Raw genomic sequence first — 16,002 nt, 5'->3', positions numbered from 1 at the left:
GGGCGAAAAGCTCGTGGGGGTGGTGTCCGGTGGGAGAGATACGGTTCGGGGTCGACGACCTGGCGCAGCTCCGGTTCGCCGTGTCACCCCTCTGGGAGTCCCTCGCCGCCCTGCGCGCCTCCGCCGACCCCGGCGGCCACGCCCTCCATCTCCCCTGGATCAAAACGGCGTTGACCGTCGGCCGCGAGCGCACCGGCCTGCTCCCGCACCTGCCGGAGCTCGAAGCCCTCGCCCCTCCCCCGCGCTGCCCCCTCGCCGAGATCGAGGAGGAGCTCCCGGCCCTCGCCGGGCCGCCGTCCCTCACGGAGGCGGTGCTCGCCTGGTGGCGGGCCGGGGTGCGCCCGTACTGGCCCCGGATCAGGGCCGTACTGGAGGCCGACCTCGCCCACCGCACCCGGCAGCTCGCCGAGGACGGCATCCAGGAGGTCTTCGCCCATCTGCACCCGAGCCTGCGGTGGGCGGAGGACCGGCTCACCGGCGCCGGCCTCCCGCCCGGGGGGCTCGCCCTGGACGGCGGCGGGATCACCCTCGCCCCGAGCGCCTTCACCGCCCGCTGCGTCCTGCTCCCGGGGCGGTACGGCGTCGCGCCGTGCCTCGTCTATCCCGTACGGGCCGTCGGCACCCTGTGGGAGCGGGCCGCCGAGCCGGGCGACGGGCTCGCGCGGCTCCTCGGGCGCAGCAGGGCCGGACTCCTCGGCCGTACGAGCACCCCGACGACCACCACCGGCCTCGCCCTGCAGACCGGCCTGAGCGTCGGCGCGGTCTCGCAGCACCTCGCCGTGCTGCGGGACGCGGGCCTGGTGACCTCGCACCGGTACCGGCGCGAGGTGTACTACCGGACGAGCGAACTCGGCGAGGCGCTGCTCGGCCGCGCCTCCTAGGAACGGCCGGACTCCGCCCGGGCGTCCCGCGGCGGGCGCGGGATCGTCAGGCAGAAGGGATGGCCCGCCGGGTCCAGGACCACCCGCCACAGGTCCGGGCGCGGCTGGACGTCCGGGACGGTCGCGCCGAGGGCGACGAGGCGGGCCGTGGCCTCCTCCAGGTCGTCGACGTCGAAGTCGAGGTGCAGCTGCTGGGGGACCTCCTGGTCCGGCCAGGACGGCGGACGGTAGCCGTCGACGCGCTGGAAGCCGAGGAACATCCCGTCCGCGTCGCGCAGTCCCGCGAACTCGTCGTCGGACCGGTCGGCGAGCGGGATGCCCGTGGCGTGGTGGTAGAACGCGGCCAGGGCCATGGGGTCGGCGCAGTCGAGCGTGATCGCCGTCAGTTTCATGAGCATGGGCGGGAGCCTAGGCGGGCGGATCGGGCGTGTAGACGCTGAGGTTGATGACGGCGCCCGGGGCCGTGAGCGGTTCCGCCAGGCAGGTCGTGAGGTGACCGGGGCCGTGGAGGGCATGGCGGACGGGGAGGGCGGCGCCGTCGGTGTACGAGAGGGGGACGGGGTCGCAGGCCCGGTAGAGCGGGCCGGTCACCGGGTCGGCGAGGACGTCCTGTTCGAGCCGGCCGAGCGCGGAGTCCTCCGGGCGCCGCACCACCGCGTGCTTGAAGTGCGTCAGCATCTCCGGCACCCAGCGGGTCTCCCAGTCGATCAGGGTCTCGGTCCGGGCCCGGGTGTCGAGCAGCAGGTACCGCATGATGTTGCGCGGGGCGCGTCCCGGCGGGAAGAGCCGGACGAACTCCTCGTTGTGGGCGACGATGCCGAACGCGGCATCGCTGATGTACGCCACCGCGCCGCCGACCCCCTCGATGAGCCTCCCCCACATCCCCGCGACGGACATCCCCGTACTGCCGTGCAGGGTGCCGGGCGGTTCCTCCTTGCGGGTCAGCCGCCACAGCAACGTCCACTCCTGCTCGCTCAACTCCAGAATCTTCGCAACCGAAGCGAGCAAATCCGCGCACGGGCGGTCCAGTTGACCGTTCTCGAAGCGGTTGTACGTACCCCGGGCACGCAGGAGCAGCTCATCCATCTGCTCCTGGCTGAGCCCGGCCGCCCGCCGGCCGGGCCCGGCGGATCTTCGGACGAACCCCTTGGCCAGAGGGTCAATTGCCGCCCGTCTCGCCTGGAGGACCCGCTTCAGGGCGGCTCGTTCACTCGTGTCGATGCGCATGGGTGGACGTACCTCGTCGCTCGGGCCGCGGGGCGGCGCACGGAACTCGCCGGACGATCGTCCTTAATATCTGCAATTTCTTCGCGTGGAAAGAGAGTTCTCGGACGGACAGACTCTTCCCGTCACGCAAGAACGCACTGTGCACACCCTGACCAGGAGGTATCAGTGAAGTTGAAGCGCAAGCTGGCGACGGTCGCGCTCGCCGGGGGACTGGCCCTGACGGGCGTGGCGGCGACGGCACCGTCCGCGGCGGCGAACGAGGGCAACTGCCCGAGTGGCCGAGCGTGCTTCCACGAGAACATCGGCTACTACGACCGCGACGTCGAGACCGGCACCACGAAGACCTGCATCGACCTGCGCAAGTACGGGGAGACCAAGTTCGCGGTCGGTATCGGCTCCTACGTGAACTACCTGCCGGTGAAGGTCGACGTCTACCACCGGAACGGCTACTACGGGGCGCTGGTGTACGACGGAACGATCCGGCCGGGCGGCTTCAGCTCCAACAGCTCCAACGGGGGCTGGTGGGGCGAGTACGGAACGATCTGCACGGGCGGCGCCACCCCGTAACCCCGCCGACGACTAGGAAAGGTCGGCGTCGGACTCCGGCGCCGGCCCCTCCGGTCCTTCCGGCCCCTTGGGGCCGTCCGGGCCGTCCGGCTCCGGGGCCGCCGGACGGCCCGTCAGTGCCGCGAGCGAGTTGCGGATGTGCTCCATGTGGGAGTGGATCTCGTCCCGCCCCTCCTCGTGCTCCCGCAGCACCCGCTCCGTCTCGCGCTCGACCCGCTCCGTCTTCATCCTCGCCTCGGCGAGCAGCTCCTCCGCGCGGGCCTCGGCGTCCTCCTGGCCGTGCCGGGCCTGCTCCTCCGTCTCCGCCAGGGCCTTCTGCGTCTCCGCGAGCCGCGCCTCCGCCGCCGCGACGAGCTCCTCGTGGCGGGCGTCCAGGGCCGTCGCCGCCGCCTCCGCCGTGCGCTCCGCCTCGTCCCGTACGGTCCGCTGCTCGTCCGACTGCTCCGCGAGCAGCGCCTCCGCCCGGCGCTCCGCCTCCTCGAAGGTCTCCCGCGCCGCGTCCCGGGCCCCCTCCGCGTCCCGGCGGGCGATCACGCCCATCTCCTCGGCCCGCGCGCGGGCCTCCTCCAGGGCGGCCCGGGCCGCCGCGTCCGCCGCCGCCCTGACGCCCTCCGCGTACGCCGAGGCCGCATCCTCCGCCTCCCGGGCCGCCTGCTCGGCGGCCTCCGCGAGGGCCTGGGCCTCCGCCTCGGCGCCGCGGACGAGCCGCTCGTCCTCCTGCTCGGCGAGCTCCAGGATCTTCTGCGCGGCCTCGCCGAGGGACTCGTACCGGTGCGGGACAAGCTGCGTGACGGCCAGCCGGAGGCCCGCGGCCTCCGCCTCCATCTCCTTCGCGAGGACCGTGAGCCGCGCCGCCCGCTCCCAGGCGGCGTCACGCTCGTCGGAGAGCGCGGCGAGGTGGCGGTCGACCTGCTCGGGGCGGTAACCGCGCCCCCGTCCGACGGCGAAACTCATCCCTGACGCCCCTTCCCTTGGCCTCGAACAACCAGGATGCGCCATCAGAACGGACAAAAGGCGCCCAACGTGCACACACGTCGAGCGCCTTTCGTCACATTCGGTTCAGTTACGCCTACAGAAGGCCGTCCCACATCTGTTCGAGCAGCACCGACCACCAGTTCTCCGGCGACGACAGCGCCGCCGGGTCCAGCATCGCCAACTGCGCCTGGAAGTCGACCGTCCAGCGGCCCGCCTGCTCCGGGTTGAGACCGAACCGCAGCCGCCACATCCGGCCGAGGAGCGCCATCGACCGGGTGAACTCCGGCAGCCCCGTGTTCACGAACTGCGGCGGCACCGACTGCCCGCCAGGACCGGCCTCCACCGGCACCGCCACGATGTGCGCGGTCCCGTACTGGACACAGATCGCCCGCCCGAAGTCCGAACCGAGCACCAGATACGAACTCGCGTCCGGCGCCGCCTGGACCTGCCGCTGCGCCGCAAGCTCCGCGAGCGTCGGCACCACCGGGATCGCCGGCTGCGCCCAGAAGAACGGACCGAAGTCCGCCGGAAGACCCGCCCACACCAGCGTCCGCGCGACCAGCTCCGGCACACCCTGCCGGGACACCGCCCGCTGGTCGAACCGGAGCACACCCGGACCGAACGCCCCCGCCAGCTCCTGCGCGATCCCCTCCGGGGGGATCGGCGGCGCCGGCTGCACCTGCGGCAGCGGCGCCCGCACCGGAGCCGGACGCGCCGGACCGTCCGCGACCTGATGCAACTCGCCCTGATGGGTCAGGAGTTGCCGCATGCCCTGCTGCCGGCCCGCGTGATCACGGCCGTACGGGGCGATGCTCGTGATCCGCGCCTGCGGCCACGTCTCCCGGATCATCCGCGCGCAGTAACCGCCCGGCAGCTCACAGGACTCCAGCTCCGTGTGGAGTTCGAGCACCTGCTGCGGCGGCACGTTCATCGCACGCAGCTCGTGCAGGATCTGCCACTCCGGATGCGGGGTGCCCGGCGCCGAACGCCGGATGATCTGCGCCTCGGAACCGTCCGGCGCCCGGTACCGCAGCACCGCCTGATAGCCGGGCCCCACCGTCGGCTGACCGGTCGGCTGCGGATAGCCGTACGCCGGGGGTACGGGACCACCCGGAGGCACGGGACCGGGCGCGGGCGGCGGCGTGTGCCCACCGACCGGCGGCGCCGGAGCCGGCGGGGGCGGCGGAGCACCCGGGCCGCCCGGACCACCCGGACCGGGGTGCGCCAGCATCGTCGCGGCATGCGCGATACCGCCCGCGGGCGTACCACCGGGCACACCCGGCGGCGGCGGGGGCGGCGGAGGCGCGCCCGGACCGCCCTGGTTCGGATGCGCCAGCATCGTCGCCGCGTGGTGCACCGGCTGCGGCGGCGTCACGGGACCCGGCGCGGCCGGCGGAGGCGGCGGACCGGGCGGCCCCGGCTGGGCCGGCGGCGTGAGCCCCTCGGGCCCGAGCTGCGACACCAGCTGCGTGGGGATGTACGCGTTGGATCCCGACGAGCCACCCGGCACACCGGGGGCACCCGGCGGCGGAGGCGGCGTCGGACCACGCCCGGCCTTCGGCGGCAGCGCGGCCTTGCTCGTCGCGGCGTCCGCGATGTCCCCGACACCCGGCGCCGAGGGCGCGGGCGGCGGAGGAGGCGTCGGCGCACCGGGGCCCGCCTGCGCGGGAGCCGGAGCGGGAGTCGGAGCGGGAACGGGAGCCGGAGCCGGAGCCGGAGCCGGCGAAGCCTGGGGTGCGGGCGGGGTCGGCGGGGCCGGGGGCACCGCACCCGGGGCCGGTGCGGCCGGGGTCGGCGGGGCCGGGGGCACCGCACCCGGGGCCGGTGCGGCCGGGTCCAGACGAGGGGCGATCGCCGTCGGGGGCAGCGCACTGCCCCCCTTCATCAGCGCGGTCGGCGCGTCCGCGCCCACCGACGGCGGCGGCGCGTCCTCGTCGTCCGTCCCCGACAGCGGCGGCGCGAAGACGGTCGCGGGCAGCGGCACCGCCCCGTCCGCGCCCCCGGAACTCGCGTTCGCGTCCGCCCACGGACTACTGGGAGCGGGCGCAGGCGCGGGAGCGGGCGCGGGCGCAGGCGCGGGCACAGGCGCGGGCGCGGGCGTGGGAGCCACGGGCTTCGCCGGTACGCCGTCCATCGCCGTGGGCTCGTACGCCTCGGAACCCGCAGCGGGCTCGGCAGCCGCAACCGGCGCCGTAGGGACCTCCGAAGAAGAGGAGACAGAGGAAGCCGAGGAAGACGACGAAGCCGACGACGCAGAGGAAGCCGACGAAGCCACCGAAGCCGAAGGCCCCGACTCCCCCGCCCCCACCGCGTCCGACGCGTCGTCCACCGAGGCCGACGCACTCACGCTCTCCTGCGAGGCGTGCGACTCCTCCCGCGGAAGCCCGATCTTGTCCGCCGCGTCCTGCAGCCACTCCGGCGGACTCAGCAGGAACGACGTCTGGTTCAGATCGATCCGCGCCGCCGGCACCGCCGCCTGCGCCGGAACCTCGTCCGTCGCCCCGTACTCCTCCTCGTACCGCCGGATCACCTCACCCACCGGCAGCCCCGGCCACAGCGTCGCCTCACCACTGCGCGCGATCACCAACCGCTGACGCCCGCCGTCCGACGTCGGACCGCCCTCGCGGTCCTCCGCCCACACCACGAAACCCAGCTCGAACTCCCGCACCCGCACCTCACGGTGCTGATACGACGGCAGGTCGCCGTTGATCCATTCCTCGGCGCGCTCCTGCGCCTGCGCGAACGTCACCACAGCCAGCTCACTCCCCCACCGGGACCACGGGCACGGCGCGCGCGAAGCCGCCGTCCACCATCAGGTTCGCCACCGTCTCCAGCTCCGGCGGATTGCCCGCCAGACGCCCGAGGAACGCGTCGAAGTCCGCGCCGCAGGGCAGCAACAGCCGCTCCACCCGCTCGTTCACCGTCCAGCCGGCCGCCACCTCGCCGGAGTCCCGCGCGTCGTCGTACGCGCAGAACCACACCGAACCGACCGCCGCACCCCGCACCTTCAGCGCGATCAGACCGCCCTGGACGAAAGCCACGCCCAGATAGTCCTTCGTCAGGTGGTCACGGAGACACTTGTTGACATAGACGAGGTCATTGACGCCCGCCTCCTCCCGCACCGTGAAGAACGGCTGGTCGACCAGGAGCCCCAGCTCCGCGTCGAGCGCCGCCCCCACCGGGGCACACCCGCCCGCCGCCTTCAGGAACGTGCGGTACGCCCCCGGCAGCCGATAGCCGAGATCCTCCTCGACACCCTGGAGCTGCTGCTCCGACACCGACACCAGACCCTTCGGCAGCCCGAAGTGCACCGGCCGGGTCTCCTGCAGCGGACGCGTCCCCCGCTTCGACTGGTCCACGGCCGCCGTCGCCACCCCGCCGTGATGGCGAAGGAGCGCCTTCACCTCGACCGGGATCAACTCCATCCGCCGCGACCGCGCCACGTGATGCCAGGTCCAGCCGTGCGGCGTCGCCACCGCCGGAATCGTGTCCCACAGCTCATGGCCCGTCGCCGCCATCGCCGCGTTCGCCGACACGTAGTCCGTCAGCCGCAGCTCGTCGACACCGAAACCCTCCGGCGGATCGGCGATCTCCGCCGCCGCGCGCGCGTACGGCGAGAAATCCGGGTGACCGAACTCGTCCACCCGTACCCCTCTGGGGTGACGGGAGGCACGCACCGGATCCGGAAAATGCACGACCTGCCCGGCGTAGGCCGCGTTCGGTGGCGCGGTGTCCTGCCCGAGCCGACCTGTCGTCATGGCGGTTGCCCCCTGCATGGCGTCGCTGACTGCTGCTACCGGCTGCATCGCACAGCCTGATTCCGCACAGCCTATGCGCTGCCACAAGAGGCCGAACCGGAGCCGATCCGACGACGACGGACCGTGACCAACTGTCACGACCCCATGACAGCCGCACCATGATTCCGACACACCGAAGACGTCTTTCGCCGCCCCAGCTTCCCCATATGGCTCCCTATTTGGCAGGCTGTCCACGCAACTCGGGGGATTGCAGGAGGGGAAGACGAGCACCATGCACGCAACAACAACGCCCACACAGGGTGACCCACGCCTCAACTGGAGCAGCAGCGCCGAGGCCACGCGAGCACCCTTACTGCGTCACCGTCGCGACGGAATCCTGCCCACTGTGGGAGCCGCACTCTCCGTCCGCGGCGAAACCCTCACGTGCACCGCGGGCCGCGGCGACCGGCCCCCCGTCCTGCACGCCCTCGTCCAGGACTTCCTGGACACCCTCACCAGCAGCCAGCGGGAACGCTTCACCGGACGATGTCCCGAAGCGATCCTCCTCTCCCGGCACCTCACCGCCGCCGAGAACGGCCGCTCCAAACGCGCCCAGCGCAAGGCGCTCACCCACAGCGAGGCCCGCCGCTCCCTCAAGCACGCCAAACTCACCGCCCGGCGCATCCGGGAGGACGGCGACCCGCTCCACGGCAGCTACGCCGCACCCTGCCGCTCCTGTACGGCGATGCTCGCCCACTTCGGCGTCCGCGCCGTCGACCCCACCACGCCTGTCGAGAACGGCTGACCGCACCCCCATGCCCGACCACCTCAGCACCACGCGCTTCCCGGTCAACGTCGACGCCGCCCTCCGCGAGGCCGGCTGGCAGCCCGGCCGCTGGGACATCAAGCTCGCCGAAGAATGGGCCGACACCCTGCGCGCCCACATCTCCCCCGCCGGCCACCGGCACAGCGTCTTCCCCGCCGCCGTCGAGGCCTGGGCCGAATTCGGCGGCCTGCGGATCACCGCACCCGGCCACGGGCGGCAGATAGCACCCGCCGCCGTCCGCTTCGACCCGCTCGCCGGACTCCACCTCTCCCGCACCCTCGCCGACCTCGGCCGCGCCCTCGACACCGAGCTCGCACCCCTCGGCGAGGAGGGCGAACACCAGGCCGTCCTGGCGATGGACGTCGAGGGCCGCGTCTACAGCCTCGACCACGCGGGCGACTGGTACCTCGGCAGGGACATCGACGCGGCGTTGTCGACGCTGATCACGGGGGCGCAGCCGACGCGACTGACGGCGGGCTAGCGGCAGGCCCGCCGAGGCACCCACGGGCACGCCGCAACGCCCACGAAGCGCCCCGCCGGCGCGGCCGGCGGCCGCAGGAACCGCCAGGCTCACGCGCCGGCAGCCTCAGGAACCGCTCAGCGCGCCCACCGGCGGCCGCAGGAACCACCCGGCTCGCCCACCGGCGGCCTCAGGAACTGCACGGCTCGACCGCCCACAGCCTCACGCAGCGCCCCGCTCGACCGCCCACAGCCTCACGCAGCGCCCCGCTCGACCGCCCACAGCCTCACGCAGCGCCCCGCTCGACCGCCCACAGCCTCACGCGGCGCCCCGCTCGGCCGTCGGCAGTCTTACGCAGCGCCCCGCTCGGCCGTCGGCAGTACCGCCGATACCTTGAAACCGCCCGCGTCCGTCGCCCCCGACACGAACACACCGCCCAGCCGCAGCACCCGCTCCCGCATGCCGACCAGGCCGTTCCCGCCGCTCGGCAGCCCCACATCGGCCACCGCCGCGTCCGAGGGCCCGTTCTCCACCTGCATCGCGACCTCCGCGTCCCGGTGCGCCAGACGCACCACGACCTTCGCGCCCGCCGCATGCTTGTGGACGTTAGTCAGGGCCTCCTGCACCACCCGGTACGCCGTCCGCTCCACCTCGGGGGCGTACGGACGCGCCTCACCCAGCACCACCAGCTCCACGGCCGCCCCCGCGAGCCGCGACTGCTCGCACAAGGCCTCGACGGCGTCCAGACACGGCCCGTCCTCGGCGGCGGCCTCCGCGGCGGCGGCAGCGGCCCGCCCCACGGCGGCCAGGGGCACGGCGGCGGGAGCGGCGGGAACCCCCTCCTCCCGGAGCACCCCCAGCATCTCCCGCAGCTCGGTCAGGGCCTGCCGCCCCATGTCACCGACCAGCGCCGCGTTCCGCACGGCCTTCTGCGGATCCTTCAACGCGACCGCCTGCAACGCCGCCGCGTGCACCACCATCAGCGACACCCGGTGCGCCACCACGTCGTGCATCTCGCGGGCGATCCGCGTCCGCTCCTCCTGCCGCGCCCACTGCGCCCGCTGCTCGGCCCGGTCCGCGAGCAGCGACAGCTCCTGCTCCAGCGAGTCGGCCCGCTCGCGCAGGCTCTCCATGAGGCGACGGCGCGCCCCTATGTAGAGGCCGAAGAGCACCGGCGGCGCGTTGAGCCCGAGGGTCATGAAGAGCGCGACGCTCGGCACGTACCAGCCGCTCGGGTCGATGGTCGGCGACCCCTGGTCGACCTGGGCGACGTCCTGGCGCATCCGCACGAAGGTCACGACGAAGACGGCGAGCGTCGACATCCCGGCGAGAGCGGCGGTGATCCGCCGGGGCACCTCGGAGGCGGCGAGCGAGTACAGCCCGACGATCCCCATGAGGAAGCCCATCTCGGCGGGCGCGACGGCGATCGACACGAGGACGACGGCGATGGGCCAGCGGCGGCGGACGAGCAGCACGGAGCCGACGGCCAGCCCGAAGAGCACGCCCACGGGCACGGGCAGCGAGGCCTTGTCGGCGAAGCCGACGCCCTCGACGGCACACTCCAGCGCGGACACGAGCGCGAGCCCGACGTCGAGCACGGCGCTGCGCCGTCTCCCCCACCACCACCAAGTCCCGACGCCCTCGGCGTCCCGGTCTGCCCCCGTTGTGGTCATACCCACCACCCTACGGGCGAGCCCGCTCGTCAACGCCGTGGACACCAGTCCCTCGAACTATTGAATCGCCCGCATTTTCGATCCGGACGTCCGCATTCCGGACGATGGTGTTCGTATGACAGCCGCCACCAGCAAGTACGCGGACTTCGAGAACCTGCGCGAGCGGGCAGTCGCCCTCCGCCGCGAGGGCCTCAGCCGACGCCAGATCCGAGACCGCCTCCACGTCGACAACAACGACATTCTCAACCGCCTGCTCGAAGGCGAGCCCCCACCGGAGTGGACCAAGCGCCCCAACGCCAAGGACGACCTCCGCGCCCGAGCCCGCGAGCTGCGCCTCCAGGGCATGACCTATGACCAGATCCAGGTCGAGCTGGGCTGCTCGAAGAGCTCGATCTCCCTCTGGGTGCGAGACCTCCCGAAGCCGGAACGGAAACGGACCCGGGAGGAGGCGTCGGAGATCGCCAGGCGGGGCTGGGAGGCGACCCTGCGCCGACGTGACGAGGAACGGCATGCCGTCAAGCGCACCGCGTCCGAGGAGATCGGCGCCATGTCGGAGCGCGAGCTCTTCCTGTTGGGCGTGGGGCTCTACTGGGCGGAGGGCACGAAGGACAAGCCGCACGCCCGCCGGGAACGCGTGACGTTCGTGAACAGCGATCCGGGGATGATCCGGGTCTTCAGCGCTTGGCTCGACCTCCTCGACATCGAGCCCGAGCGGCGGAGGTACTACGTCATGATCCACGAGACCGCCGACGTGGCCGGAGCCGAGCAGTACTGGGGTGATCTCGTCGGCGCCGACTCGTCGGCATTCGGCAAGACGACCCTCAAGCGCCACAACCCGCGAACCAACCGCAAGAACGTGAACGATGACTACCGTGGCTGCCTGGCAATCCGGATCCTCGGCGGCGCCGATCTGTACCGTCGCATCGAGGGGGCCTGGTACGGCATAGTAGGGGCCGTCCCGATCTCCCGACCAAGGAATCGGACATGACAGGCGAACCATCCCGGATCGTCTAAGGGCAGGACAAATGGTTTTGGTCCATTGAATGAGGGTTCGAATCCTTCTCCGGGAGCCACAGCACACAAGAGCTCAGTTCGGGTCCTGACCGTCCAGGTCAGGACCCGCACTCATGTCCGGCTCCTTGCCCCCCGGTATCCTTCGTGGGTCCACCACCCAAAGCCGAAGGGCATTCCCGTGAGCGCCAACCGCCCGGCAGCCGTCGTCGTCCTCGCAGCGGGTGAGGGCACCCGCATGAAGTCGAAGACCCCCAAGGTCCTGCACGAGATCGCCGGGCGTTCGCTCGTCGGGCATGTCGTGTCCGCCGCCCGGGAGTTGGAGCCCGAGCACCTCGTCGTGGTCGTCGGGCACGCCCGGGAGCAGGTGAAGGGGCACCTCGACGAGCACTACGCCGGGACCCGGACCGCCGTTCAGGAGGAGCAGAACGGGACCGGGCACGCCGTGCGGATGGCTCTGGAGGAGCTGGGCGCGGCGCCCGAGGGCACCGTGGTCGTCGTCTGCGGCGACACTCCGCTGCTGTCCGGGGAGACCCTCAAGGCGCTCGCCGGCACGCACGCCGCCGACGGCAACGCCGTGACCGTGCTGACCGCCGAGGTCCCGGACTCCACCGGGTACGGGCGGATCGTGCGGGACGCCGACGGGGCCGTCACCGAGATCGTCGAGCACAAGGACGCCTCCGCCGAGCAGCTCTCGATCAGGGAGATCAACTCCGGGGTCTTCGCGTTCGACGGGAAGCTGCTCGCCGAGGCCCTCGGCCAGGTCCGTACGGACAACAGCCAGGGCGAGGAGTACCTCACCGACGTGCTGTCGATCCTGCGCGAGGCCGGTCACCGGGTCGGCGCGTCCGTCGCCGGCGACCACCGCGAGATCCTCGGGATCAACAACCGGGTGCAGCTCTCCGAGGCCCGCGCCCTGCTGAACCGGCGACTCCTGGAGCGGGCCATGCTGGCCGGCGTGACGGTCGTGGACCCGGCGTCCGTGTTCGTGGACGTCACCGTGACCTTCGAGGCCGACGCCGTGATCCTGCCGGGTACGCAGCTGCTCGGGGCCACCCACATCGCCGAGGACGCCGTGGTCGGCCCGAACACGCGCCTGACGGACGTCACCGTCGGCAAGGGCGCCCGGGTGGACAACACCGTCGCCTTCTCCGCCGTGGTCGGCGAGAGCGCGTCCGTGGGCCCGTTCGCGTACCTCCGTCCGGGGACGAACCTCGGCAAGAAGTCCAAGGCCGGTACGTACGTCGAGATGAAGAACGCGACGATCGGCGAAGGCACGAAGGTCCCCCATCTGTCGTACGTGGGTGACGCGACGATCGGCGAGTACACGAACATCGGCGCCGCGAGCGTCTTCGTGAACTACGACGGCGAGGCGAAGCACCACACCACGATCGGCTCTCACTGCCGTACGGGTTCGGACAACATGTTTGTGGCTCCCATCACCATCGGGGACGGGGCCTACACCGCCGCGGGGTCCGTGATCACGAAGGACGTACCGGCCGGTTCGCTCGCCGTGGCCCGGGGCCAGCAGCGGAATATCGAGGGTTGGGTGGCCCGGAAGCGGCCCGGCAGTGCTGCCGCGCAGGCCGCTCAGGTCGCCTCTGAGGAGTCCGCCGGCGAAAGCTGACCGGAAACGGGTACGTCGAACTCGGCGTACCGTGATACGTGCACACAAATTCGGCTGGCACGCACATGCGCTCGACAGGCGCGGGATCGCGGCCAGAGAACACGTCTGAGGAGACAGTGCTGTGACCGGGATCAAGACGACCGGCGAGAAGAAGCTGATGCTCTTCTCCGGCCGCGCCCACCCCGAGCTGGCCGAGGAGGTCGCGCACCAGCTGGGTGTCGGTCTCGTTCCGACCAAGGCGTTCGACTTCGCCAACGGTGAGATCTACGTCCGCTTCCAGGAGTCGGCGCGCGGCGCGGACTGCTTCCTGATCCAGAGCCACACGGCTCCGATCAACAAGTGGATCATGGAGCAGCTGATCATGATCGATGCTCTGAAGCGGGCTTCCGCCCGGAGCATCACCGTGATCATCCCGTCGTACGGCTACGCCCGTCAGGACAAGAAGCACCGCGGCCGTGAGCCGATCTCGGCGCGTCTGGTGGCGGACCTGCTGAAGACGGCGGGTGCGGACCGCATCCTGACCGTGGACCTGCACACGGACCAGATCCAGGGCTTCTTCGACGGTCCGGTGGACCACCTGTCGGCCCTGCCGGTCCTGGCGGACTACGTGGGTGCGAAGGTCGACCGCGAGAAGCTGACGATCGTCTCGCCGGACGCGGGCCGCGTGCGGGTCGCCGACCGCTGGTGCGACCGTCTGGACGCGCCGCTGGCGATCGTGCACAAGCGTCGTGACAAGGACGTCGCCAACCAGGTCACCGTGCACGAGGTCGTCGGTGACGTGAAGGGCCGCGTCTGTGTCCTGGTGGACGACATGGTCGACACGGGTGGCACGATCTGCGCCGCCGCGGACGCGCTGTTCGCGCACGGTGCGGAGGACGTCATCGTGACGGCCACGCACGGCATCCTGTCGGGTCCGGCCGCGGACCGTCTGAAGAACTCCAAGGTCAGCGAGTTCGTGTTCACGGACACGCTGCCGGTGCCGGGTGCTCTTGAGCTGGACAAGATCACGGTGCTGTCGATCGCGCCGACGATCGCGCGCGCGGTGCGTGAGGTGTTCGAGGACGGTTCGGTGACGAGCCTCTTCGAGGAGCACTGAGCTGTAGGCGTATAGCCGAGAAGGGCCCTTTCCCCGGTGGGAAAGGGCCCTTTCTCATGCGCCGAGCGACCTCAGCGCGTCCACCGCGATCCTCGCCGCCTTTCCGATCGCCGCGTCGGCGGCCGGGAGGGTGAGGTCCGTGGAGGCCGCCCGGGTGAAGACGGCGACGGCGTAGCGGCCTCCGTCGGGGTATTCGACGACGCCGGCCTCGTGGCGGAGGGTGGGCAGGGAGCCGGTCTTTCCGCTGACGCGGACGTCGTCGAAGGGGAAGCCGGCGGCGAGGCGGTGGGTCCATGCCTGGAGGCCGAGGAGGGCGCGGAGCTCTTCGCCGTACTCCCCGGGGCAGACCTCGTCGCGCCAGACGGCGGCGAGGAGGGCGGTGATCTCGCGGGGGGTGGAGCGGTTGGTGCGGGTGGGGTCGAGGGCGCGGAGGCGGGCGACGGTGGCGGGGTCGGTGTAGGCGGTGGGGTCGTCGGCGGCGTCCTCGCGCAGGGTGGCGTAGAGCTCGCTCATGGTCTGGACGGCGACGGTCCTGCGGAGCCCCAGTGCGGTCATGGTGGCGTTGACGGTGTCGAGGCCGAGGGTGTTCCAGAGGAGGTCGGCGGCGGTGTTGTCGCTGACGGCGACGGCGAGGCTCGCGAGGTCGCGGAGGGAGAGGCGGGCGGCGTCGCGCATGACGGAGAGGCCGGTGGAGCCGGGGGTGCGGCCTTCGGCGGGGATGTCGACGGGCCGGGTGGGGTCGACGAGGCCGAGGTGGGCCTGGCGGTAGAGGGTGGCGACGAGGCAGAGCTTGTGGACGCTGGCGGTCGGTACGAGGGTGTCGGAGCCGGTGCCGAGGGCGGTGCCGGTGTCGATGTCGGTGGCGTGGAGGCGGCCGGTGACGCCCGCGTCGGTGAAGGCCGCGGTGATGCGGCGGGTGGCGGGGTGGGGGGTCACAGGGGGAACTCCGATGCGGGGCGGGGGAAGACCATCCTGGCGGACGGGGCGGGCCGCATGTCGGCGTGCTCGCGGAGGATCTCGTGGGCGGTGTCGGCGAAGAGGCGTACGGCGGGGCCGTCCTTGCCCTCGGGCCAGGCGGTGGAGGTGCGCCAGGTGACGGGGGCGCCGCGGAGGGGGCGCCAGACGGTGCCGGCTCCGTCGGGGGTGCGGGGGACGAGGGCGACGGCGCGGCCGGAGAGGACGAGGCCGCGGGTGAAGTCGGGGCCTGCGGCTTCGTGGACGGTGGCGGGGGTGCAGCCGTGGCGGGCGCAGGCGGTGAGGGTCTCGTCGTGGAGGGCGGGGGCTTCGGCGCGGGGGAAGAGGACGAGGTCGCGGCCGGTGAGGGCGGCGGCGGGGAGGTACGGGGGTGCGGCGAGGGGGTCGTCGGCGGCGAGGAGGGCGCCGAGGGGCTGGCGGAGGGTGGGGCCGAAGGCGAGTCCGGGGGCGGGGCAGGGGTGGCGGACGATGCCGACGTCGAGGGTGCCCGCGGCGAGTTCGGCGGTCTGTTCGGTGGTGGGGAGTTCGCGGAGTTCGAGGTCGGCGCCGGGTGAGCGGGTGCGGAAGGCGGTGAGGAGGGCGCCGACGGCGGCGGCGCCGAGTCCGGGGGGTACGGCGGCGCGGAGGGTGCCGAGGGCGCCGCTGTGGACGCGGGCGACGGTGGCGGTGAGGCGGTCGGCGGCGGCGAGGAGCTGTTCGGTGTCGGCGAGGACGAGGCGGCCTGCGGGGGTGAGGGTGGCGCCGCGGGGGCCGCGGTCGAGGAGGCGGACGCCGAGTTCGCGTTCGAGGCGCTGGATGCGCTGGGAGAGGGAGGGCTGGGCCATGCGCAGTCGGGCGGCGGCGCGGCCGAAGTGCTGTTCCTCGGCGACGGTCCTGAAGTACCGCAGATGCAGGAGCAGGTCCATGAGCAGCAAGGATAGGTGTTTGGCTATGGCTTCTATCGCGAT

15 protein-coding genes and 1 tRNA gene are annotated in these 16,002 nt (G+C 72.5%); 8 read left to right on the top strand and 8 right to left on the bottom strand.

What is annotated here, in order from left to right; genetic code table 11:
- Positions 1–29: 29 nt before the first annotated feature.
- On the top strand, positions 30–881 hold the full coding sequence (locus ACF07V_RS27285) for an ArsR family transcriptional regulator (RefSeq protein ID WP_392158013.1): 852 nt from the start codon (positions 30–32) through the stop codon (positions 879–881).
- On the opposite strand, the gene ACF07V_RS27280 is transcribed toward ACF07V_RS27285, so the two are convergent.
- Positions 878–1,279, bottom strand: a complete 402-nt coding sequence (locus tag ACF07V_RS27280) for a VOC family protein (protein ID WP_392158011.1) — start codon at positions 1,277–1,279, stop codon at positions 878–880. The two genes, ACF07V_RS27285 and ACF07V_RS27280, sit on opposite strands and share 4 nt — an antisense overlap.
- Positions 1,280–1,289: 10 nt before the next feature.
- Complete coding sequence (locus tag ACF07V_RS27275; protein WP_392158010.1) at positions 1,290–2,108, bottom strand: helix-turn-helix domain-containing protein; 819 nt, start codon at positions 2,106–2,108, stop codon at positions 1,290–1,292.
- Positions 2,109–2,273: 165 nt separating this feature from the next.
- Between ACF07V_RS27275 and ACF07V_RS27270 the strand changes: the two genes are divergently transcribed.
- Entirely contained in the window at positions 2,274–2,675 is a 402-nt protein-coding gene (locus tag ACF07V_RS27270; protein ID WP_392158008.1) for a hypothetical protein, read from the top strand.
- Between the two features lie 12 nt (positions 2,676–2,687).
- On the opposite strand, the gene ACF07V_RS27265 is transcribed toward ACF07V_RS27270, so the two are convergent.
- From ACF07V_RS27265 to ACF07V_RS27255, 3 genes are all read right to left on the bottom strand, one after another.
- Positions 2,688–3,629: a cellulose-binding protein gene (locus ACF07V_RS27265; RefSeq protein WP_392158006.1), complete on the bottom strand. Its 942-nt coding sequence runs from the start codon at positions 3,627–3,629 to the stop codon at positions 2,688–2,690.
- 115 nt (positions 3,630–3,744) lie between these two features.
- The gene (locus tag ACF07V_RS27260; RefSeq protein ID WP_392158005.1) at positions 3,745–6,402 is read right to left on the bottom strand and encodes an SUKH-4 family immunity protein; all 2,658 of its coding nucleotides are present in this window, start codon (positions 6,400–6,402) and stop codon (positions 3,745–3,747) included.
- Between the two features lie 7 nt (positions 6,403–6,409).
- Positions 6,410–7,408, bottom strand: coding sequence for an SMI1/KNR4 family protein (locus ACF07V_RS27255; protein WP_392158164.1), 999 nt, complete (start codon positions 7,406–7,408; stop codon positions 6,410–6,412).
- Positions 7,409–7,679: 271 nt separating this feature from the next.
- Between ACF07V_RS27255 and ACF07V_RS27250 the strand changes: the two genes are divergently transcribed.
- Positions 7,680–8,192 carry a YwqJ-related putative deaminase gene (locus ACF07V_RS27250; RefSeq protein WP_392158003.1) on the top strand — a complete coding sequence of 171 codons (513 nt, stop codon included), beginning with the start codon at positions 7,680–7,682 and terminating at the stop codon, positions 8,190–8,192.
- Positions 8,193–8,202: 10 nt separating this feature from the next.
- Positions 8,203–8,694 carry an SUKH-3 domain-containing protein gene (locus tag ACF07V_RS27245; RefSeq protein ID WP_392158001.1) on the top strand — a complete coding sequence of 164 codons (492 nt, stop codon included), beginning with the start codon at positions 8,203–8,205 and terminating at the stop codon, positions 8,692–8,694.
- 329 nt (positions 8,695–9,023) lie between these two features.
- On the opposite strand, the gene ACF07V_RS27240 is transcribed toward ACF07V_RS27245, so the two are convergent.
- The gene (locus tag ACF07V_RS27240) at positions 9,024–10,346 is read right to left on the bottom strand and encodes a sensor histidine kinase (RefSeq protein WP_392158000.1); all 1,323 of its coding nucleotides are present in this window, start codon (positions 10,344–10,346) and stop codon (positions 9,024–9,026) included.
- A gap of 115 nt (positions 10,347–10,461) precedes the next feature.
- Here ACF07V_RS27240 and ACF07V_RS27235 point away from each other — a divergent pair, with 115 nt between their 5' ends.
- The 4 genes from ACF07V_RS27235 (at position 10,462) to ACF07V_RS27220 (ending at position 14,080) form a co-directional block, all read left to right on the top strand.
- On the top strand, positions 10,462–11,334 hold the full coding sequence (locus ACF07V_RS27235; protein WP_392157998.1) for a hypothetical protein: 873 nt from the start codon (positions 10,462–10,464) through the stop codon (positions 11,332–11,334).
- A gap of 11 nt (positions 11,335–11,345) precedes the next feature.
- Positions 11,346–11,419 (top strand) — tRNA-Gln (locus ACF07V_RS27230).
- Positions 11,420–11,538: 119 nt separating this feature from the next.
- Entirely contained in the window at positions 11,539–12,984 is a 1,446-nt protein-coding gene (gene glmU, locus ACF07V_RS27225; RefSeq protein WP_392157997.1) for a bifunctional UDP-N-acetylglucosamine diphosphorylase/glucosamine-1-phosphate N-acetyltransferase GlmU, read from the top strand.
- A 121-nt stretch (positions 12,985–13,105) separates the two neighbouring features.
- The gene (locus ACF07V_RS27220) at positions 13,106–14,080 is read left to right on the top strand and encodes a ribose-phosphate diphosphokinase (RefSeq protein ID WP_030690291.1); all 975 of its coding nucleotides are present in this window, start codon (positions 13,106–13,108) and stop codon (positions 14,078–14,080) included.
- Positions 14,081–14,134: 54 nt separating this feature from the next.
- Here the strand turns inward: ACF07V_RS27220 and ACF07V_RS27215 are convergent, their stop codons facing one another.
- Both ACF07V_RS27215 and ACF07V_RS27210 read right to left on the bottom strand, forming a co-directional pair.
- A complete protein-coding gene (locus tag ACF07V_RS27215) occupies positions 14,135–15,016 on the bottom strand; it encodes a serine hydrolase (RefSeq protein WP_392157995.1) in 882 nt (293 codons plus the stop codon).
- Positions 15,013–15,960, bottom strand: coding sequence for a LysR family transcriptional regulator (locus ACF07V_RS27210; protein WP_392157994.1), 948 nt, complete (start codon positions 15,958–15,960; stop codon positions 15,013–15,015). Before ACF07V_RS27210 ends, ACF07V_RS27215 begins: the two co-directional genes overlap by 4 nt.
- Positions 15,961–16,002 lie beyond the last annotated feature (42 nt).

The sequence above is a fragment of the Streptomyces sp. NPDC015661 genome (assembly GCF_043077765.1).
Taxonomy (GTDB): Bacteria; Actinomycetota; Actinomycetes; order Streptomycetales; family Streptomycetaceae; genus Streptomyces.
This window is presented reverse-complemented; position numbering and strand designations above follow the sequence as displayed.